Raw genomic sequence first — 22,153 nt, forward strand, 5'->3', positions numbered from 1 at the left:
CTTAGCTCTGCTTTAAAGTTAGTTTCACATTTTTCAGTTTTGCTTCTTTTCGCCAGCTGTATAAAATTGGCACCACAAAAAGAGTTATCAAAGCAATCAACATTCCTCCAAAACTTGGAATGGCCATTGGAATCATGATATCACTCCCTTTTCCTGTGGAGGTCAAAATTGGAAGGAGTGCCAGAATGGTAGTAGCGGTAGTCATCAAACATGGACGTATTCTTTTTTCACCAGCTTCTACAATGGATGCTCGAATTTCCCTTACAGTATCCGGATCATTTTTATTGAAAGTTTGGGTAAGGTAAGTGGCCATCACCACGCCATCGTCAGTAGCAATTCCGAAAAGGGCTATAAATCCGACCCATACCGCAACGCTTAGATTGATGGGATGGATTTGGAAAAGCTCGCGCAGGTTATGGCCTAAGAAATTAAAGTTGAGGAACCAGTCTTGCCCATAAAACCATATCATCAAGAATCCTCCGGCAAATGCCACGGCAATCCCACTGAATACCATCAAGGAAGTACTCACGGAACGGAACTGAAAATATAAAATCATAAAAATTATGAACAGGGCCAATGGTACAACCACCGATAAAGTTTTTTCGGCTCTAAGCTGGTTCTCATAAGTTCCTGTAAAGCGATAGGTAATTCCCTTGGGAACAATCAGGTCTCCAGAATCAATTCTATCCTGGATAAGTGCTTGCGCTCTTTCTACCACATCCACTTCGGCATAGCCGTCCATTTTGTCAAACAGCACATAGCCTACCAGAAATGTATCCTCACTTTTAATAGCCTGTGGGCCCTGTTCATAACGGATGTTTACCAGTTCACCGAGCGGCACTGGAATTCCTTTTTCTACCGGAACATAAATATCCTTTAAATCTCCAGGGTTTGCGCGAAGTTCTCTAGGGTAACGAACTCTTACTCCATAACGTTCACGTCCTTCGACTGTTTGGGTGAGCACCATCCCGCCCACGGCCACTTCCAGCACGTTCTGAACTTCTTCAATTGAAACCCCGTAACGCGCTATTTTTTCCCGGTCTATATCGATAAGCAAATAGGGTTTCCCCACGATACGATCGGCAAAAACAGCTTCTTGTTTCACTCCTTCGGCCTCTTTTAAAACTGATTCCAATTTTAATCCAAAAGCTTCAATTTGTTTAAGATCTTGGCCTTTCACCTTTATACCCATTGGTGCCCGCATTCCGGTTTGCAGCATTACCAACCGTGTTTCAATGGGCTGGAGTTTTGGAGCGGAAGTTACTCCGGGGATTTTAGTGGCTGCTACAATTTCCTTCCAAATATCATCTGGAGATTTGATTTCTGGGCGCCAATTTCGGTAGTATTCTCCATCATCATCTGCAATGAGGGCGTCACGCGTTATCCCAAAGGGACTTTTGATATCGGAAGCTTTATAAATATGGGCATTGCTAACTTCTCTATTGGGATTGGTGACAAATTTACCGCTCTTCAGTTGAAAAAAGCCATCGTCATTGACCCTATACCGTTGCTGCTTTCCATTTTCATTGAGCATATATTCCGGTTTATACTGAATAATATTCTCATACATAGAAAGTGGTGCAGGATCCAGCGCAGATTCGGTGCGTCCGGCTTTTCCCACCACCATTTCAATCTCGGGAATGCTGGCAACGGCCATATCCAATTGTTGCAATACTCGTTTATTTTCCGCTACACCGGCGTGAGGAAGCGAAGTGGGCATCAACAGAAAAGTTCCCTCATCTAAGGCTGGCATAAATTCCTTGCCTGAATTCTTCATTACCAAAAACCCCAAAATGACGATACACGTTGGAATCGATAGGAAGAGCAATTTATTTCGAAGAGCCCACCGAAGAATTCGGGAATAGTAAATTCGGAAGAGATAGAATATTCCCAAGAGCCCGAAAGCCACGACACTGACAAAGATGAGGTTCCAAAAAATACTTCTGTCCAGTCCCAACGGTCGCCAATACTCAGCCAGAAAGAAGACGATCGCAAAAACAGATATCAGGATATTAATACGGTTTACCTGGGTTTTTGAAAGTTTTCCTTTAAGAGAAAGGATTCCCGTTATTCCAAAGCACATCAAAATCAATCCGAGAAAATGGCCATAGAAAAGCGCGATTGCTCCGATTACAATCAATACGATTTGGAAGATGAATGAAAAATTTATTTTTATCTTCCTCCTTCGGAACAAATAGGCAGCAAACGGTGGTATCAAAAACAAGGAAACCACCAAGGAAGCAGTTAAGGCCATAGTCTTTGTAAACGCCAATGGACGAAATAGTTTTCCTTCGGCACCAATCATTGTAAAAACGGGAATAAAACTGATAATGGTGGTAAGAACAGCAGTTAGAATTGCCCCTGAAACTTCTTCAGTGGCAGTATATACAACTTCGTTTATCGGATGTTTGCCGTCATCTTCATCCAAATGGCGGATGATGTTCTCGGTGAGGATTATTCCCATATCCACCATGGTTCCAATTGCGATAGCAATACCTGAAAGCGCCACGATATTGGCATCCACATTGAAAAGCTTCATCGCAATAAAAACCATGAGCACCGCAACGGGCAATAGACCCGAAATTAAAATGGAAGCTCTTAAATTGAAAACCATAAGCAAAATGACCAAAATGGTAATGAGTATTTCCATACTCAAGGCCTCATCCAACGTATTCAGTGTTTCGTGAATAAGTTCGGTACGGTCATAAAAGGGTACAATGGTAACTTGGGAAACACGACCATCGCTCAGTTTTTTTGAAGGAAGTCCAGCACTAATTTCCTTTATTTTTTCTTTTACATTGTCAATAACTTCCAAAGGATTGGCGCCATAACGAGCTACAACAACACCTCCGGCGACCTCTGCTCCTTCTTTATCGAGAATTCCACGGCGGGCAGCTGGTCCCATTGAGACCTTCGCGATATCTTTTATACGGAGGGATGTGAAATTTTCTGAAGTAACCACAGCATTTTCTATGTCTTCAATGGATTTGACATATCCTAAGCCGCGCACCAGATACTCCACTTGGTTCACTTCCAAAGTTTGGGCACCAATATCGCGGTTGCTCTGTTTTATGGCTTTTACCACCTCACTAAGGCCCACATTGTATTGGCGCATCAGTTCTGGATCCACATCTACCTGATATTGCTTTACATATCCTCCAACTGAAGCAACTTCTGAAACTCCGTTACTTCCGGAAAGAGCGTATTTTACATAGTAATCCTGAATACTCCGAAGCTCCTGCAAGTCCCAACCCCCAGTAACGTTTCCATTTGCATCACGGCCTTCCAAGGTGTACCAAAAAATCTGTCCCAAACCTGTGGCATCAGGTCCTAGAGTTGGATTTACTCCATCCGGCAGTAAACCTACAGGTAGAGAATTGAGCTTTTCCAGAATCCGGCTTCTACTCCAATAAAACTCAACGTTTTCCTCAAAAATGATATAAATGCTTGAAAACCCAAACATAGAGGTACTCCTAATGGTTTTCACACCAGGAATTCCCAAAAGAGAAGTGGTGAGCGGATAGGTAATCTGATCTTCGATATTCTGCGGTGATCTTCCCTCCCAATTGGTAAAAACTATCTGCTGATTTTCGCCTATGTCGGGAATGGCATCCACTGCCACAGGGTTACTCGGAAGAAAACCGGTATCCCAATTAAATGGCGCATTTACAATTCCCCACGCTATAAAAACGAGCAATAGGAGAAGTGCAACCAGCTTGTTTTCGATCAAAAATTTTATACTTCTGTTCAGCATCTCGATTATTTTAAAGTATCGATTACACTTCCACAGCTAAGCATGGCATCGCCGTAATATGGATTATGGACCTCAGGAGAATGACTGAGCCAAATTGCACCCTTGTTGCTATTTGCCATTGGGCATTTAACTACATAGACCGCCTGTGGCAATACCTTAATATTGTTTGCAATGGCCGTTATATTTTCAGAAAGAATGATAAAATGGTCACGCTGATTCTCGATGTTATTGCTCTCTGTAATTGCCACGAGCATATCCTTTATCCTGAAAAGATGGCCTTTCTCCATTTTGTGCAAGGTCTTTGTCTCAATACTTTTCAGTTGTTTCAGCATGGTTTCGGCCTTTGGCTTAACCGCTTTTACTTCAGAGGTTACAAATGCATCTTTTAAATCCATATAGGAGTCGATAATCGGTAAAAATTCCTTCTGAAAAGCTTCGGGTAGGTCCATTTTCATCTGTACTGTCTCTGTAGTACCGCTCGTACTTTCCTTTTCCAACGGTCCTGTATGGTTCATCATTGAGGTCTTGCCCTGTAATTGTGCAGCAGCATCCACGGTAAAGCTGCCATTGGTGACGATTTCCTCACCTGGGCGTAAACCACTAATAATCTCATAACTATCGTTAGTGGTAGCCCCTAAGGAAACTTCCCGCATCTCAAAAATAGGTTCAGCAGAGTCGGGTTTTACATATACCACCGAACGGACTCCTGTCCATAGAACCGCGGATTTGGGGATGAGCATCGCATTTTCCTGTTTTGAACTTACACCTGAAATCTTGCCCTCAACAAACATTCCCGGCTTAAGGATTCCATCTTTATTATTTAGTTCGGCACGAACGCCAACTGTACGCTTCGCTGTTGCCAAGGTGGGTTCTATAAAGGATATTTTGGCATCAAAGTCCTTATTAGGGTAGGCGTTGGTGGTCACTTTTATTTCTTGCCCAACCTTTAATTGGGAAATTTGATTTTCGTAGGCATCAAACATTGCCCAAACGGTATTAAGGTTAGCAATCTTTAGCAAAGGCTGGCCTTGTTTTACATAGTCGCCTTCACTGACCAATTTTTCTGAAACCGTACCCGAGACCGTGGCATAAACGGGGAAATTCTCCTTTACCTTTCCCGAATGTTCGATATCGTCTATCTGCTTTTCCGAAAGTTTCCAAAGTTTTAGTTTATTACGCACCGCTTGATATAGCTTTGGTTGGGATTCTTTTAAAGAGGCAGCGGTAATAAGTTCTTGTTGAGCCGATACCAATTCGGGCGCATAGATGGTGGCAAGCAATTGCCCTCGGTTTACTTTTTCGCCTATGAAATTGATATTCAGTTTTTCTATCCTTCCGGAGAAATAGGAACTTTGTACGGAATTATCCTCTTGGTTTTCCTCAATTTTCCCAGAAAGTTTCAGGACGCCCCCCTCAACTTGCCCATCTCCCACCACCGAAGTTTGCACATTAGCAAGAGCCAAGGCATTTTCGGAAAGTTTAAATTGGTCCACGCTCAACCCGGCAGCATCAGTTTCGGCGGGAATAAGTTCCATCCCGCAGATGGGGCAGTCACCGGGTTCAGGTTGCATAATTTGTGGGTGCATAGAGCAGGTCCACATTTGCACTTGATTTTCATCTTTGTGGTTGTGTACAGTTGCGCTTTCGGCTGTGTGGGTATTTACATCTTTTGTATTTCCGAAAAACAAGTAGCCCAACAAAAGACCTACTAATAATATTGCTATGTAAACGATATATTTTTTCATATCTAAGTTTTTTTTGCACCAGGGATTGCAGCGGCATCCTTTTTTGGTTCTTTTTCTGAACCAAAAAAGATATAGCGGAAAGCCCGCCCGGGTGCCCAAATAAAATTAATCATTCTGGTTCTCCAGCCTTTTTATATAGGCCTTCATCTCAGCGATTTCCTTTTCTTGGGTTTTAATAATTCCGTTTGCCAGTTTTCTAACTTCAGGATCTTTTATGTTGGCTCTTTTGCTGGTTAAAATCGCAATGGAATGATGGGGAATCATGCCCTTCATATACAGAATATCATCAACGGGTTCCTGGATCCTTACTAAAGTGAGCGCGCTAACGAAAAGCACTAGGCTACCTAATAAAATAGCAGCATTCTTCTTTTTATTACGGTACATTTTGTGCATAACGGACCACATTATTACCGCCATTGCAGAAATACCCAAACATGTCATATAAAATCTTGTAAGGCTGAAGTACACATGGTCTATCTCGTAAGTATTGAGATACATCGTGATATACATTGCCACAAAAGATGCCGCAAGCATTAAAATGAATTTGGTATAGGTGTTTTTATTGGTTTGATGTGAACTTGCCATAATTTTATCTTTTTTGTTATGAGTAATTAAACTTGGCTTTGGTTGTACAGCGAACTTTAAAAAGTCGGCATTAACGAAGGCCCCGATAAAAGTTTATCATCACGCTAAAAATAAAATCAGGTATGATTTGAGAAGTAGGAAAAGCTGTATGAAAAAGAACTCCTAAGAAAAAATGGAGTTGTAATCATGAGAATCCTGCCTTCAGTTTATCCCAAGGGGGGCCGAAAGACAGGAATTAATCAAATTAGGAAAGTATCGTACAGAATATTCAAATCCTGTTCGAGCGGTGGCGGACTATAATCCGCGAAGAATATTTTATGGGTGGAAGCTATTTCAACTTCGTGAAGTACAAATACAGATACAAAAGAGGCGATAAATGTTTTCTGAAAACTTATATCAAAAGAAGCTTTCGCAAAATTATCGTCTGTATTAATTTTGGTAATATGATTTTGGCAGCAATGGTCCTCGTGAACATCTTCGGCTTCGCAGGAAGAATCTAAATCCTCTTCCATTCCGCAGGAAAGATGCTTTTCGCCAAGGGTAACTTCAGACATCATTTCCATTCCACTGCAAAAATGCTGGGCATAAGCAATCCCCGAGCTGCTGGCAAGCATAAGAAGGGAAAGGAATATGGAAATGGCTTTTTTCATTTAAACACAAAAATACGAAAATTAATGTGATGTCCGGAAAGATTTCTAGAAACTGGCCTTCCTAAGTGAATAGTAGCCAGTAAATCTTACTTATTGAATTTCAGAATCTACACGCCCACATTTTAGCATTTTATCACCAAAATATGGATTAAGAATATCTTTCCCGCTACTAATCCAATAGGCTCCTTTATTATTAAATGCCATAGGACAAAATTGTTTATAAAGCTTTCCAGATTTTAGAGTTCCCTGGAGCATTTTCTCCATCCCGCTGCTCAATTCCTCAAAATTTTCGCGCTGTACTTTAATATCATTAGATTCTGCCATCTCGGAAACTGCATTTTGGATGGGCTCCTCTACTTGCATTTCCTGAAGCATTGGTAATAATTTAGACGATTCTGAGCTCGTCTTTTCCGCATCTGTATTTATTAAAGCATTTTCAACCTCTAGATACTGATTAAAAATAGCCTCCATTTTCGGGTCATTAAATTCCGCTTCCATTTTGGCAACTTCATAAGCCTCCTTAGGGGCTTCAGCACTATTATCAACAGTTACAACCTCTAGCTCAGTTTCCTTAGTATTGTCTTTACAAGAGATTACTGCCAAACTTAAAAATGCGATAAAAAGAATCGATACGTTTTTCATGTCTATAAAAAATTTAGAATTGCAAATATACCAAAATCATGCGGATTTTTGTTTTTGAAAATAAAAGGCAGGCACTAGGATAAGAAGAAATAACGGCTGAATAAGAAATCTTCTTACATAAAACAAAACCAACAAATTATCGGTTCCTTCCAAGGAATAAATAAGAAGCGTGAAAACTACCATAAACAGGGCGAACAGAACGACATAAAGTAGTACGGAAAGTTTGATTATTCCTCTATCCAAAAAAACCAACCAGAGTATGAATAATGAAATTAAAGTATTTAGAAAATATCTGAATGCCAACCCCATTAAGAGTGATGAAACGTCCATTTCTGGAATGGGCATTCTTGTATAATCCCCTTTAAAAAATTCGAGAAGTGGATCATAAAACAAATTATCCTCAAAACCTCGAACAAGGAGCAGCAGAATACCGCAAATGATAATGCCTACAATTCTAAGAAGCCGTTTCACTTAGAAGGTTTTGCGTTCAACGTCCGTACCCAAATTATCCATAATAAGAAAACCATACCATAGATTACCGCAGGAAATATTACGGAATGTAGCACATCTTGATATTCAGGATATTTATATAGGGCAATTGCCAGCATTGCTATCCTAAATATATTTACCACATAAATTAAAACTGCCCCTGCCAAAAGAAAGAAAAATGTTTTTTTAAACTTTTCGGCAAAAGAAATGACAAAAGCGACAAAAAGAATTATTACGCTCACGGCATTACAGCCTTCCACAATATTAATTGCATAGTTTTTCTCAAGAATTATGAACATCCCTTTATGTTGAGGAACGTACTCCATCCTTGGTTGGTATCCCAGGGCATCTAGGAGAGCGGAACTTTGCCTGGCTACCAGATTGGTAAAGAAATCTGGCGGGTATCCACTGTTTACGGAAATCTTTAAATAATAAGCATATAGTGCGCTAAGCACCAAATAGGTTCCTAAAAACAGAATCACGAACTTGATGACGGATTTGTATTTTATAAAAAGGTCTTTCAAAGCTTTATTTAAAAATTTTTAACAAATATACAGTATTTGAGTTATGCTGAAAGTGTTTGTTTTCAAATACCTTTGAGTAAATAATTCTAAAAATTTATCCCATGCCCTTTACCTCTCTAAGACCAAAGATCAAAACGATTTTAGCCAACGAAAATGACGAAATCGACAGTCGCTTGACCGAGGTTTGTGAATTATTGCAAACTAACATTGGGTATTATGATTGGGTAGGATTCTATTTCGCAAATGAAGCGGAAAAGACTTTGCATCTCCGGGCTTTTGCAGGTGAGCCAACCGATCATACGGTTATCCCTTTCGGAAAAGGTATCTGTGGTCAGGTGGCGATATCAAACTCCAATTTTGTTGTACCCGATGTAAGTGCCCAAAACAATTACATAGCCTGTAGTATTAATGTTAGGTCTGAAATAGTGGTTCCTCTCTTTAAAGATGAAAAAAATATTGGCCAGATAGATATTGACTCCCATATTGCCGATCCATTTTCTGTTGAAGACGAACGATTTTTGGAATGGGTGAACGAAGAAGTTGCGAAGATACTTTAGTTCTGTTCAAAGACATTTTTGGCGCAACTTCTTCGAAAATTCTGAATTCTGAATTCTGAATTCAGAATTAATCACATTCCCGTTCTAATGGCCTCCACAGGATCCAATTTGGATGCTGAGATTGCTGGTAGAATTCCTGATATCAAACCGATAACTGCCGAAATTGCGGTACCGAGAAACATATTCCACGGTGAAAGAATAAACTGGAAATCGCCCGTAAACTGAGAAACGATTATTGAAGCAATATAAACCAAAACCAGCCCAATAAGACCTCCAATTACCGCAAGAATAACCGCTTCAAATAAAAACTGGAAAAGAATAAACTTATTTTTTGCTCCTAAGGATTTCTGAATACCTATTAAATTGGTGCGCTCCTTGACACTTACAAACATAATATTGGCAATCCCGAACCCACCTACCAAAAGAGAAAATCCGCTAATTATTAACCCTATAATATTCATGCTGCGGGTAATATCTTCGATAAAGTCTGCCAGTCCCTGCATTTCGTTAATAAAAAAATTGCTTATTTGATCAGGTTTTAAACCTCTTTTGGTGCGAAGCTGCTGAGTTAAAAGAGCTTTAAATTCTTCAATGTCTATTCCCTTTTTGGGCTTAACAACTATTTGGGCAAAATTCATTTTGTTGTTATCTCCATAAATCCGTCGTACCACATTCACGGGTAGATAAACAGCGGTATCTTTCGAATTTCCGAAAAGCCCAGACCCTTCTTTTTCCAATACACCGATTACCGAAAATTTCCTCCCATAGATTCTCACTTTTTTTCCAATGGCATTTGCTGAACCGCCAAATAGCTTATTTGCAATTTCATTTCCCAAAACCACCACCATAGAGCCACTATTTGATTCCGAAGCATTAAAAAACCGCCCTTCATCAAATTTGAGAGCTTCAATAAAGTAATAACTATCCGTAACGGCGGCAACTGGAACATTATCCACTTGATTGTCCTCATATTTTACGGTTTCAGCAGGCACATTAAGAGCAAAAGTGGCATACTCAAGATTAGGAGTATTCCGCTCCAAATATTGGAATTCATCATAGGTTACATCTGGGAACTGTTGCCACTTCCATTGCGGAATATCGGTAGGCCCAAAGTTAACACGCATAACTACCATGGTATTTTTATCGAGGCCACTAAGGCTCCCCTCTATTTCCTTTTTCAAGGAATCCACAGCCGCTAGAACAGCAATTATGGAAAAAATCCCAATAGTAACACCCACAAGCGAAAGAAAAGTTCGCAGCTTGTTGTTAGTGAGCGCATTAATGGCGAAATTGAAACTTTCTTTTAAAACCCTTAAATAAATTAGCATCTATTCGATTTTCCTGTTAAATCTACCCGAACTTAATCCCTTGTGGCCTCCATTTATTTAGTAGATAAAAGTATGACGTTTTATACGTGCTTACGTTACAAATTTACTAATCAATTATGTACTTTTGCATCTTTCCAAAAAATGACATTCAAATAGTTTCCAAATGAACAATCCGAAAAAAATCACTTCGGCATTAATTTCTGTTTTCAGTAAAGATGGCCTTGAACCGATAGTGAAGAAACTGCACGAACAAAATGTAAAAATCTATTCCACCGGTGGAACCCAAAAGTTCATCAACGACCTCGGAATCGACGTGGTAGCAGTAGAAAATATTACCGATTATCCTTCAATCTTAGGAGGTCGTGTAAAAACCCTTCACCCAAAGGTTTTTGGAGGAATTCTAAACAGACAGGATAATGAAGGTGATATTGCTGAAATGGTGCAATATCAAATACCCCAAATCGATGCGGTGATTGTTGATTTGTATCCGTTTGAAAAAACCGTTGCTTCAGGTGCCTCTGAAAACGACATTATAGAAAAAATAGACATTGGTGGGATATCGCTAATTCGAGCTGCCGCTAAAAATTTTAAAGATACCATTTGTGTTTCTTCAGTAGAAGATTATGCAGAATTTTTGGAATTGATCTCGGAAAATGACGGAATTATTTCTCAGGAAAGCCGTAAAAGGTTTGCCGCAAAATCCTTTCATATTTCTTCAAATTATGATTCAGCAATATTTAATTATTTCAATACGGAAGAAAAACTGCCGGTTTATAAAATAAGCAAAAGTCGGGGACAAGAGCTTCGTTACGGCGAAAACCCACATCAAAAAGGATTTTTCTTTGGAGATTTTGATGCCGTATTCGAAAAACTCCATGGAAAAGAATTGAGCTATAACAACCTTCTGGACGTGGATGCGGCAGTAAACCTAATGGGTGAATTCCAGAATGAAGCGCCCACTTTTGCAATTTTGAAGCACAACAATGCCTGCGGAATTGCACAGCGTCCAACTCTTGAAGAAGCTTATATGGCCGCCTTGGCTGGAGATCCAATCTCAGCTTTTGGAGGTATCCTAATCAGTAACAAGGAAATAGACGAAGCAACAGCCAAGGAAATTCATCACCTATTTTGTGAAGTGGTGATTGCTCCTTCCTATTCCCCGATTGCTCTTAAATTACTTCAAGAAAAAAAGAATCGTATCTTATTGGTTCAGAAGGATGGTATGTTGCCTTCGACTACTGTTAGAACTTGCTTGAACGGTTTGCTTGTTCAGGATAGAGATAATATAACAGATACTCAAGAAATTTTAACGCTAGCTACAAACAATAAACCCAGTACTACCGAGTTAGAGGACCTATTGTTTGCTTCCAAAATTTGTAAACACACTAAAAGCAATACAATTGTTTTGGCAAAAGGAAAGCAGCTTTTTGCTAGCGGTACAGGTCAGACCAGTCGCGTGGACGCCTTAAAACAGGCCATTGAAAAAGCCAAGTCATTTGATTTTGATCTAAGTGGGGCGGTAATGGCAAGCGATGCCTTTTTTCCGTTTCCCGATTGCGTTGAGATTGCAGACCACGCTGGAATAACAGCCGTTATACAACCCGGAGGGTCCATAAAAGATGAACTGAGCATTGACTATTGCAATGCAAATGAAATGGCAATGGTATTTACTGGTGTCCGACATTTCAAGCATTAAAATTTGTTACATTTGATAAATAAAAAACTTAAAACCTTAATTTTCAACACCACGAATTATAGAATATGGGATTTTTTGACTTCCTTACTGAAGAAATAGCAATTGACCTTGGTACCGCAAATACCTTGATCATCCACAATGACAAAGTTGTAGTGGATGCTCCCTCGATCGTTGCCAGGGACCGTACAACGGGAAAAATAATTGCAGTAGGTCGTGAAGCGGCAATGATGCAAGGAAAAACCCACGAAAATATAAAAACCATCCGTCCTCTAAAAGACGGTGTTATCGCAGATTTTGATGCCAGTGAAAAGATGATAAACCTGTTTATCAGTGATATCCCGGCTTTAAAGAAAAAATGGCTAAAACCATCGCTGAGGATGGTAATATGTATTCCAAGCGGAATTACAGAGGTGGAAATGAGAGCTGTTAAGGAAAGTGCCGAACGCGTGAATGCCAAGGAAGTCTATTTAATTCACGAACCTATGGCTGCAGCAATTGGAATTGGAGTTGATATTATGCAGCCCAAGGGGAATATGATCGTGGATATAGGAGGTGGAACTACCGAAATTGCCGTAATCGCACTTGGTGGTATTGTTTGTGACAAATCGGTAAAAATTGCCGGAGACGTATTTACCAATGACATTGTTTATTATATGCGAACCCAGCACAACCTGTATGTAGGTGAAAGAACTGCGGAGAAAATAAAAATTCAAATTGGTGCCGCCACCGAGGATCTAGAAACTCCTCCGGACGAAATGGATGTACAAGGACGGGATTTGCTTACTGGGAAACCTAAACAAGTTCAGACTTCTTATCGCGAGATAGCCAAGGCTCTTGACAAATCCATCCTACGGATCGAGGATGCCGTGATGGAAACTTTATCCCAAACGCCTCCCGAGCTTGCGGCAGACATCTATAACACCGGAATTTATCTTGCTGGAGGAGGATCGATGCTGAGAGGGTTGGATAAACGTCTTTCCTTAAAAACCGATCTCCCTGTCTATATTGCCGAAGATCCACTTCGAGCGGTGGTACGCGGGACGGGAATCTGCCTTAAAAACTTAAGCAAATTTAAGAGTGTCTTGATTAAATAAGGATTTTCCATTTTGACGGGATAAAACCAAGAAAAAGCATGTTAAGCACGAGGGACGATGCAGCAGATTATTTACTTTTTTATTCGAAACAAAAACTTCCTGTTATTTGCAGTGCTCTTTATTGTTTCGATACTGCTAACAATCCAGACACATAATTATCACAACGATAAATTTATCAGTTCGGCAAATGCAATAACGGGGGGAATTTTTAAATTTAAAAATAACCTTACGGATTATTTTTATCTGGGAACAGCTAATGAAAAGCTCCTGGAAGAAAACCTAATGTTGAGGCAACAGTTGGAGAAATTCAGCAATCTTTCCCCAGTTCCCGCACTCGACACCCTTGGAATTCCAAAATTTGAGTACCTTACCTCAACTGTTATTAATAACAACTATTCCAAAACCAAAAACCAGATTACTTTGGATAAAGGAAGTAGAGGTGGAATACAAATAGATATGGGAGTAGTTTCTACCCACGGACTTGTAGGTATAGTCAGTGATGTTTCAAAAAACTATTCCACTGTTCAATCTATTTTAAACACCAAAAGCCGAATTAATGCGAAGCTGAAAAAATCCAATCATTTTGGAACCCTAATTTGGAATACAAAGGAGCCTAATGTCGTGCAACTGATAGATATTCCACGATTGGCTAAAATCGAAAAAGGCGATACAATAATTACTGGCGGAAGATCCACCATATTTCCTGAGGGAATTCTGATTGGGAGTGTTCAGGATTTTCACTTAGATAAAGATGACAATTATTATTATGTCAACATAAAGTTGTTCAATGATATGACCAGCCTTCAATATGTTTATTTAATAAAAAATAACGAAGCTGCGGAAATAATGAAATTAGAGAAGGGGGTGGAAGATGCAGACTAAGGAAATATTAATTAATTGTGCCCGGTTTATAATTCTGGTATTCTTACAAGTATTTTTATTGAACAATATAAATCTATTGGGTTATATCAACCCATATTTATACATTTTGTTCATCCTTTTATATCCTTCAACAGGCAACCAAACCTTATTGATATTCTTAAGTTTCCTATTGGGCCTTTCAGTTGATATCTTTGAGGATTCAGGCGGAGTTCATGCTGCAGCCTGTGCCTTTATTGCATACATCCGGCCTGTAGTTTTAAAATATTCCTTTGGTATAAGCTATGAATACAATAGTGTAAAAATTGAAAGGGCTGCCCCTACTGAGAAATTTATATATGTTGCCTCTATTATCGTCATCCATAATTTCATAATGTTTGCGTTGGAAATTTTTAGCTTTGACCATATACTCTTATTGCTGAAATCTACGTTGTTTTCAGGGATATTCACTTTCATCTTGATTATGGGAAGTTTAATCCTGATAAATAAAAAAGTTAAATGAGAAAAGCTGTACTTATAGTGCTTGTCCTCTTCAGCGGAGTTCTATTTGCCGCCCGGCTTTTCTATTTGCAGGTTTATGATGGCGCATCTGATTCTTTGGATCAAAACAACGCTATTAAAATAATGTACGATTATCCGCAACGTGGGTATATGTTTGATCGAAACGATAAATTAATGGTTTCCAATCAACCGTCATACGATGTGATGGTAATTCCAAGAGATGTAAAACCGTTGGATACATTAGAGTTTTGTGGTCTTTTGAAAATCACCAAAGAGGAACTAATAGAAATTCTTCGGAAAGCTACCGTTTATTCTCCTAGATTGCCATCCGTAGTAGTCCCCCAATTGAACAAGGCAGATTATGCTTCCCTTTCGGAAAAAATGTATAAATACGAGGGCTTTTATATCCAACGCCGTTCATTAAGGGAGTACCAAGTGGATCATTCTGCTAATGTGATGGGCTATATTGCTGAGGTAAATAATGCCATTATCGAAAAAAACCCTTATTACCAGATGGGTGAATTGATAGGTACAGCGGGAGTTGAGAAAGAATATGAGGATGTACTTAGGGGGACAAAGGGAGTTAAATACATTCAAAAAGACAGGTTCAATAGAGATATTGGTCCTTATAAAGAAGGAATATTCGATACCTTACCCATAAGAGGAAACGATATCCAACTCACAATTGACGCCACTTTGCAGAAATACGGGCAAGAATTAATGGCACATAAACGCGGGGGGATTGTAGCCATTGAACCAGCCACTGGCGAAATTTTAGCACTTATCACCGCTCCAAGTTATGATCCTTCATTGTTGGTAGGAAGAGACCGGTCTAAAAACTTCACCAAGCTGTGGTATGACACCATTTCAAAACCACTTTATGACCGAGGGCTTATGGGAGAATATCCACCCGGCTCTCCCTTTAAGACCCTCACCGCTCTCATTGCATTGCAAGAGCACGTGATTACAAGTGAAGAACGTATAAATTGTCCAGGCGGATATTTTTACAATGGACGGAGATTAATGAAATGTCATGGTGCGCATGGACCTTTAGGGATGATTTCGGGCATCGCGCATTCCTGTAATACTTATTTTGCTACACTTTACCGCAAATCCATTGATAAGTATCCTACTATACAAGAAGGAACTGATCATTGGAAGGCTCACCTAGCGAGTTTTGGACTTGGAGATTTCTTAGGATATGACCTGCCAAGCGGAAGAAGAGGGTTCATTCCGGATTCCAAATTTTATGATCGTTTTTATAATTTTCCTAAATACAGATGGTTTTCAACCGCCACAATTTCTAACTCTATCGGTCAAGGAGAAATTTCGCTCACGCCTATGCAAATGGCAAATTTTACGGCTACAATTGCAAATCGTGGCTGGTATTACACTCCACACGTGATCAAAAATATTATAGGCCCAGATACCATTCCAGCAGTATTTAAAGAAAAACATTATACCACTGTTGAACCGCAGTATTTTGAGCCTGTGGTGGAAGGAATGCACCAGGTTTATGAAGGAGGAACGGCTTCCTATTTGCGTATTCCTGGGATTGAAGTATGTGGTAAAACAGGCACAGCTGAAAATTTTACTCGCATCAACGGGAAACGTGTTCAACTTACTGACCACTCAATATTTGTAGCGTTTGCACCTATGGATAATCCAAAAATCGCAATCGCTGTATTTGTAGAAAATGGCTATTGGGGTTCTAGATGGGCAGGCCGGATTGCGGGTCTAATGATTGAGAAATATCTGAAAGGAGAAATTACCCGAAAGGATATGGAAAAATTTGTATTGGAAGGGAGCCTAGAGGCGGAATACGCTAAGCCTTACAGCGGACAACCATTTAGCATTAACCGTTAAATGAGCGGAGGAAGAACATACTTACGCTTCGACTGGCTAATAATATTTATATACATCGCTTTGGTGGCAATGGGTTGGGTAAATATTTATTCCGCCTCGTTAAGTGATACCGCCCACGGATATTTTGACTTCAGCCAGATTTATGGCAAACAAATGACTTGGATTGCCTTGAGCATTCTCCTCATAATTTTTGTTTTGGCTATTGAAGCCAAATTTTACGAACGTTTTGCCAGTGTAATCTATATTGTCTCCATAGCCTCTCTTTTAGGACTTTTTGTTTTCGGAAGAACTATTGCAGGAACCACTGCTTGGTATGATTTTGGAGGATTCAGCATCCAACCAAGCGAATTTGTAAAAGCAACCACTGCGCTGGCTCTTGCAAAATATGTGAGTGATATTCAGACGAATATGCACGAATTTAAATACCAAATTGGTGCGTTTTTGATTCTTGCCATTCCTTCCATTTTAATCTTGTTACAGCCCGATCCAGGTAGTGTTCTGGTTTATGCTGCTTTTATATTTCCGTTATATCGTGAAGGTCTTCATGGCTCATACTTACTTTTGGGACTGTTTGCGGCAATTTTGTTCGTAGCTACCTTAGCCTTTGATCCATTTTGGGTAATTACGGGTCTAGTTTTGATTGCAGGAATTATACTATTTAAAAATCGCAAAAAGCGACCGAATGTCCTTAAGTACTTATTTATAGTGATTGCCTGCGTAGGGTTTTCGCTATCGGTAGATTATATTTTTGACAATGTTTTTAAACAACATCACCGGGACCGTTTCAATATTGTTTTGGGAAAAGAAGTGGATGCACGAGGAATTGGCTATAATACCCATCAAAGTGAAATCGCAATAAGCAATGGAGGCTGGCTTGGAAAAGGCTGGACCCAAGGCACGCAGACAAAAGGTAATTTTGTTCCCGAGCAACATACAGATTATATTTTCAGTACCGTAGGTGAAGAATGGGGTTTCGTAGGAAGCATGATTGTCATTTTACTATTCATGGGTCTAATAACACGCATTATATATAGAGCCGAAAAACAAAAAAACCAGTTCGGGAGGGTTTATGGATACAGTGTAGCAGCCATCTTATTTCTCCACTTTTTCGTGAATATTGGGATGGTTTCGGGAATTTTTCCTACGGTTGGAATTCCACTTCCATTTTTCAGCTATGGCGGCTCGGCACTTTGGGGCTTTACCTTGCTCCTCTTTATTTTTGTAAAATTGGATGCTGCAAATTATCACCATTCTTAGAAAGCTTTTGCAGGAGAAATATTAAGAATAGCGAACGGAAATTGCACCTTATTTGAAAGTAGGTAATCTAATATATAAAGTACAAATATTCCTAAGAAATATTTTTATATTTATGATAAATCTGTAGTTCCTATTGATAATTCTTCTCTTTTTTAATAATCTCTTAGGTACCAATTAACAAATCCCTAAATGTTTCGGATTTTGGAATGGATATATTTGTTCCAGATTTTAAAGTCCAATCTTTCATCACACATTATGAAATATCCGAAATATCTTCTCACCCTAATTATATTCGCCCTAGGGGGGACTCTAACCGCACAAGAAACCAAGTTTAACCGGTTTTCACTGGAACTTACAACTGGTATCGATGCGCCACTTTCCCTTCGCAATGGAAAATCAACTTCCGATTATATCGCATTTAAGCAATTTCAAATTTCGGGTAGATATATGATTTCCCAGACATACGGTATCAAAGGTTTTTATGGATACAACCAATTTAATCCCTCCAACGATTCTAATAATGGGCTAACTTTCCACCGTGTAGGTGCAGAGGCAGTGGTAAATATTAATAGATTGCTTAATATAAATTCCGCTGGCCGCAGACAATTTAATGTATTGGCACATGGAGGAATGGGGCTCTCCTTGGCAAAACCCGACACTCAAAGCAATACGGATAACATAGGAAACGTTCTAATGGGAATGACGGGAGAAATAAAGTTGAGCAACCGTTTTTCGATATTGGGAGATGTAACGTACTTAGCTAATCTAAGGCAACATACCTATTTTGATGGTACCTCGCTTCCGCACAACGATTACAAAACGGGAAGTTTTGTAAATATCAGTGTGGGAATAATGTATAGTTTAGGTCCGAATAAATTTCACGCAGATTGGTATTAAAATGAATTATAGCGAATTAGATTGACGCTGGACTGAATTAATTATTCTCTATCCCCTTACATCCATAGCATCCCTGAGCGCATTGCCAATTAGCATAAATGCGGTTACCAAACTCATAATAGCTAAACCAGGAATTAAAGCCAAATAGGGTTTTCCTAAAATTATATAGGCATAATGATCTTTTATAATCCCTCCCCAGCTGGGAATGGGAGGTTGTGCACCAATTCCTAAAAACGACAGACCACTTTCAATTAGAATAGCACTTGCAAAATTAGCCGCAGAAATAATTATAACGGGAGCCATACTGTTTGGCAGTATATGCCTCAGGATAATTCGATAATCTCTATAGCCAAGGGCACGGGCCGCAGTAACATATTGCATTTGCTTTACGCCCAGTACCTGTCCACGTACCACACGTGCAACTTCAACCCACATAGTTAGTCCAACAGCAATAAAAACCTGCCAAAACCCCTTGCCAAGAGCCAAGGTAATAGCGATTACCAACAGTAGCGTTGGGATAGACCAGGTAACATTTATTAGCCACATAATGGCCGCGTCAATCTTTCCTCCATAATATCCCGCAATAGCTCCGAGAGAAATTCCAATTACCAAAGAAATGAAAACGGCTACAAAACCGATGGCCAAAGAAATTCTTATACCTATCAACATACGGCTCAATAGATCTCGGCCATATTTATCGGTACCGAGCAAAAACCTTTTTTCGGCAATATACTTTGTGGAAATTTCTTTTGCCGATTTAGCCTCAGGGAAAAGTGAAAGTGGATATTCCTTTTGTAGTCCAGCGGTTCCATCCGGGGTGTATTCGGTAATCTCCACGCCCCTATCTCTTATTATATATTTAGAAATGGGGATTTCGGTATCTACGTTTTTTCTGCCAAAGAAGAAAATGGAAAGGGAATTTTGGTTCTGCACCTTTGCAGGAATTGTAAGCATCAAAACGTCAAAACCGGGATTTTTGGAATGTATGGAAAGATGCATTTGATTGGCATTTACCGAATTATCGGGAGCCAAAGCATATGCAAAAATGGCCAAAAGAACGCATACTATTAAAAACCCAAAACTAAAAACGCCCCAAAAGTTTTTTTTAAACTTTTGGAGCGCAATTCCAGTTAATGAAGTAGCGGTTTTCACGTTCCAAATTTACTGAATTTTTTCGGTAGAACATGAAATTACCCTTCTCCCTATTTGATAGCTTAAAGTTTATTTCCCCAAAGCCCGGTATGAAAACGTCCTCTATTCTAAAGGTAAGGTCCCTATAGAATTAGAACTAATTGATTATTGCTTTATATCAGCAACCTTATCAGCTTTAATATGGCTCATTTTTAGATCTTCAAGCACGTGTACGGCTTCTTCTACATAAATATCCTTTCCCAAATTCTTATGCCAACGTTTGCGCTTTTCCATCAAGGTCGTGTCTTTTACCATAAGCTCAATCTCATTAGGTAATGAAACGAATTTAAGGTGATTATTATATTTATCGATAGAATCAAAACGTTTGGTTTCCTCCTTTCTTTGGTCAATCTCCGCACTATATTCGTTGTAATTTAAATTGACCTGTTTTTCATCTCTACGAACCTTGATCCACTTCGCATTATCGTCAATCAGTTGTAATTCCTTGTTTTTTGCCATCCTGGCCTTACTTTTTTTGATAGTTTCCTCATAATCAAGATATCCATTCCAAGGAGAATATTTAGCAGGAGCAATTTTGTCATAAGGCAAAGGATTCTCGTAATCCTTTTCGCCTATGTCTATATAACTGTATCGATCTGGCATTACAACGTCGCTTTTCACTCCTTCTAACTGGGTAGAACCACCGTTGATACGGTAAAACTTTTGAGAAGTAATCTTTAAAGCACCCATATCTCCCATATCGTTGTTTCGAAGCCATTGGTTTAAATCCACAACATTTTGCACGGTACCTTTACCATAAGTTTGTTTGCTTCCTATGATAATAGCTCGATGATAATCTTGCATTGCCGCTGCCAAAATCTCGGAAGCAGATGCTGAAAGTTCGTTGACCAAAATTACTAATGGACCATCCCATACAATTTCATCGCTTTCATCATCAAGAACCTCTTTTCTATCGGTAGAAGCTACCTGAACTACTGGTCCCTTTTTTATAAAAAGACCTGCAATGTCAACTGCAGTACGTAAGGACCCTCCTCCATTATTTCGCAGATCAAGAACAAGTCCCTCCATTCCCTGAGACTTTAAACTAAGTATTTCTTTTTTAACATCGGAAGCTGCATTGCGCTCCTTGTAATTCTGCATATTAAAATAAAATTGGGGCAGATTGATTAAACCAAACTTATGATCTTCTTTCTCAATTAAAGAAGATTTGGCATAGGTCTCCTCAATTTCTACAACATCTCTTGTTAAAACCTTATCTGAAATAGTCCCATCCACATTTTTAATAGTTAGGGTTACTTTAGTACCCTTAGGTCCCTTGATAAGTTTTACTGCATCGTCAATACGCATTCCTACAATGCTGACAGCTTCTGCTTCCTTGTCTTGCTTTACTTTTAAGATAACATCTCCAACTTCAATTTTTTCGCTTCGCCAAGCTGGGCCTCCGCTAATAATTTCAATTACCGTTATATAGTCGTTTTTCTTTTGAAGTTTAGCTCCAATGCCTTCCAGTTTTCCAGACATCTGGAGATCGAATCTATCTTTATCCGGCGGAGCGAAATAATTACTATGTGGATCAAATTCTGTTACAATAGTATTTAAATAAATTGCAAAATAATCCTTGCGCTCCAAATCCTTCGTAAAATCGAAATATTCATCCAAAGACTTTTTAGTATTTTCTCTAGCTTGCTCTTCCAGTTCGGCCAATGTTTTAGGAACAAATGGTTCTGTAGATTTCCTTTCAGACTTTTTCGGACGACTTATGGCCTCATCATTATCAAAATCTTCATCTTCATTGTCAGAAACCTCTTCAGAAGCACTTATTCCCTTCTCCATGTTCTTTTGATCTTCCACGAGATCGTAGTAACCAGATAGAACAGTAAATTTAAGTTGCTTTCTCCAACGTTCGCGTAATTCATTTCGATCTTTTGCATATCCCATCTTGTCATAATCCAAGTCAATAGATTCCTTTTTTGTGAAATCGAAGGGTTTCTCTAAAATTTCAGGATAAAGTTCGGTCACCTCGGCCATCCGCTCTAAAAAACGACTGTGCACTACATTGAAGAAAGAAAGATCTTTTTCCTTAATCTGATCATCAATCTCTGTTCTATATTTACTGAAATCTTGAATATCAGAAGTCAAAAAATACCTTTTTAAGGGATCCAGCCCTTTTATAAAATTATCATACACATCTGCCGAAAAGGCATCGTCCACACTCTTTGGGTCATAATGTCCCTTTTGAATAACATAGGTAACCAGATCCAAGAGCAATTTATCCTTGTCCGGATCTTTAAATTCTTTGGTAGTAAAACTACAAGAAGCCACTGCCACAAATACAGCAAGGAATAATACCTTAAAATTCTTTTTTAAAATATGCATACTATTTTTTTATTCTTAAATTCTAGGAAACGCCTAAATTATACAAAAAACCGTGCCATAAAAATACAATGGTAATAATATTTTGTTAAACAAGATTTTGAAGCGAAGGTTTGACATTCCTAGGATTACAAGAGTTCAGAACATAATTAATAAATGTATTT

The 22,153-nt window shown here is 39.1% G+C and carries 18 protein-coding genes; 8 read left to right on the plus strand and 10 right to left on the minus strand.

The window, feature by feature from the left end; translation table 11 throughout:
* Position 1 precedes the first annotated feature (1 nt).
* From EI546_RS07810 to xrtF, 7 genes are all read right to left on the minus strand, one after another.
* Positions 2-3,754 carry an efflux RND transporter permease subunit gene (locus EI546_RS07810; RefSeq protein ID WP_128250017.1) on the minus strand — a complete coding sequence of 1,251 codons (3,753 nt, stop codon included), beginning with the start codon at positions 3,752-3,754 and terminating at the stop codon, positions 2-4.
* A 5-nt stretch (positions 3,755-3,759) separates the two neighbouring features.
* A complete protein-coding gene (locus tag EI546_RS07815) occupies positions 3,760-5,499 on the minus strand; it encodes an efflux RND transporter periplasmic adaptor subunit (protein ID WP_128250018.1) in 1,740 nt (579 codons plus the stop codon).
* Between the two features lie 105 nt (positions 5,500-5,604).
* Complete coding sequence (locus EI546_RS07820; RefSeq protein WP_128250019.1) at positions 5,605-6,084, minus strand: DUF305 domain-containing protein; 480 nt, start codon at positions 6,082-6,084, stop codon at positions 5,605-5,607.
* Positions 6,085-6,323: 239 nt separating this feature from the next.
* A complete protein-coding gene (locus EI546_RS07825) occupies positions 6,324-6,734 on the minus strand; it encodes an HYC_CC_PP family protein (RefSeq protein ID WP_128250020.1) in 411 nt (136 codons plus the stop codon).
* Between the two features lie 90 nt (positions 6,735-6,824).
* Positions 6,825-7,376, minus strand: a complete 552-nt coding sequence (locus EI546_RS07830) for a DUF3347 domain-containing protein (protein ID WP_128250021.1) — start codon at positions 7,374-7,376, stop codon at positions 6,825-6,827.
* Between the two features lie 36 nt (positions 7,377-7,412).
* Positions 7,413-7,847 (minus strand): exosortase F system-associated membrane protein, encoded by a 435-nt coding sequence (locus tag EI546_RS07835; protein WP_128250022.1) that lies wholly within the window; start codon positions 7,845-7,847, stop codon positions 7,413-7,415.
* Positions 7,844-8,389, minus strand: coding sequence for an exosortase family protein XrtF (gene xrtF, locus EI546_RS07840; RefSeq protein ID WP_128250023.1), 546 nt, complete (start codon positions 8,387-8,389; stop codon positions 7,844-7,846). Before xrtF ends, EI546_RS07835 begins: the two co-directional genes overlap by 4 nt.
* Before the next feature lie 101 nt (positions 8,390-8,490).
* On the opposite strand from xrtF, the gene EI546_RS07845 reads away from it, so the two are divergent.
* The gene (locus tag EI546_RS07845) at positions 8,491-8,946 is read left to right on the plus strand and encodes a GAF domain-containing protein (protein WP_128250024.1); all 456 of its coding nucleotides are present in this window, start codon (positions 8,491-8,493) and stop codon (positions 8,944-8,946) included.
* Positions 8,947-9,017: 71 nt separating this feature from the next.
* Here EI546_RS07845 and EI546_RS07850 read toward each other — a convergent pair whose 3' ends face one another.
* A complete protein-coding gene (locus EI546_RS07850; protein WP_128250025.1) occupies positions 9,018-10,274 on the minus strand; it encodes an ABC transporter permease in 1,257 nt (418 codons plus the stop codon).
* 163 nt (positions 10,275-10,437) lie between these two features.
* Here EI546_RS07850 and purH point away from each other — a divergent pair, with 163 nt between their 5' ends.
* The 7 genes from purH (at position 10,438) to EI546_RS07885 (ending at position 18,464) form a co-directional block, all read left to right on the plus strand.
* Positions 10,438-11,970: a bifunctional phosphoribosylaminoimidazolecarboxamide formyltransferase/IMP cyclohydrolase gene (purH, locus tag EI546_RS07855; protein WP_128250026.1), complete on the plus strand. Its 1,533-nt coding sequence runs from the start codon at positions 10,438-10,440 to the stop codon at positions 11,968-11,970.
* 65 nt (positions 11,971-12,035) lie between these two features.
* On the plus strand, positions 12,036-13,064 hold the full coding sequence (locus EI546_RS07860) for a rod shape-determining protein (protein ID WP_128250027.1): 1,029 nt from the start codon (positions 12,036-12,038) through the stop codon (positions 13,062-13,064).
* Positions 13,065-13,121: 57 nt separating this feature from the next.
* Positions 13,122-13,946 (plus strand): rod shape-determining protein MreC, encoded by an 825-nt coding sequence (gene mreC, locus EI546_RS07865; RefSeq protein ID WP_128250028.1) that lies wholly within the window; start codon positions 13,122-13,124, stop codon positions 13,944-13,946.
* Positions 13,947-14,052: 106 nt separating this feature from the next.
* Positions 14,053-14,445, plus strand: coding sequence for a rod shape-determining protein MreD (locus tag EI546_RS07870; RefSeq protein ID WP_317127451.1), 393 nt, complete (start codon positions 14,053-14,055; stop codon positions 14,443-14,445).
* Positions 14,442-16,310, plus strand: coding sequence for a penicillin-binding protein 2 (gene mrdA / locus EI546_RS07875; protein WP_128250030.1), 1,869 nt, complete (start codon positions 14,442-14,444; stop codon positions 16,308-16,310). Before EI546_RS07870 ends, mrdA begins: the two co-directional genes overlap by 4 nt.
* On the plus strand, positions 16,311-17,567 hold the full coding sequence (gene rodA / locus EI546_RS07880; RefSeq protein ID WP_128250031.1) for a rod shape-determining protein RodA: 1,257 nt from the start codon (positions 16,311-16,313) through the stop codon (positions 17,565-17,567).
* 255 nt (positions 17,568-17,822) lie between these two features.
* Positions 17,823-18,464 carry a hypothetical protein gene (locus tag EI546_RS07885; protein WP_164905201.1) on the plus strand — a complete coding sequence of 214 codons (642 nt, stop codon included), beginning with the start codon at positions 17,823-17,825 and terminating at the stop codon, positions 18,462-18,464.
* Between the two features lie 48 nt (positions 18,465-18,512).
* Here the strand turns inward: EI546_RS07885 and EI546_RS07890 are convergent, their stop codons facing one another.
* Both EI546_RS07890 and EI546_RS07895 read right to left on the minus strand, forming a co-directional pair.
* Entirely contained in the window at positions 18,513-19,616 is a 1,104-nt protein-coding gene (locus EI546_RS07890; RefSeq protein WP_128250033.1) for an ABC transporter permease, read from the minus strand.
* Positions 19,617-19,760: 144 nt separating this feature from the next.
* On the minus strand, positions 19,761-21,992 hold the full coding sequence (locus EI546_RS07895) for a carboxy terminal-processing peptidase (protein ID WP_128250034.1): 2,232 nt from the start codon (positions 21,990-21,992) through the stop codon (positions 19,761-19,763).
* Positions 21,993-22,153: the final 161 nt, after the last annotated feature.

Source organism: Aequorivita sp. H23M31 (assembly GCF_004022485.1).
GTDB classification, from domain to species: Bacteria; Bacteroidota; Bacteroidia; order Flavobacteriales; family Flavobacteriaceae; genus Aequorivita; species Aequorivita ciconiae.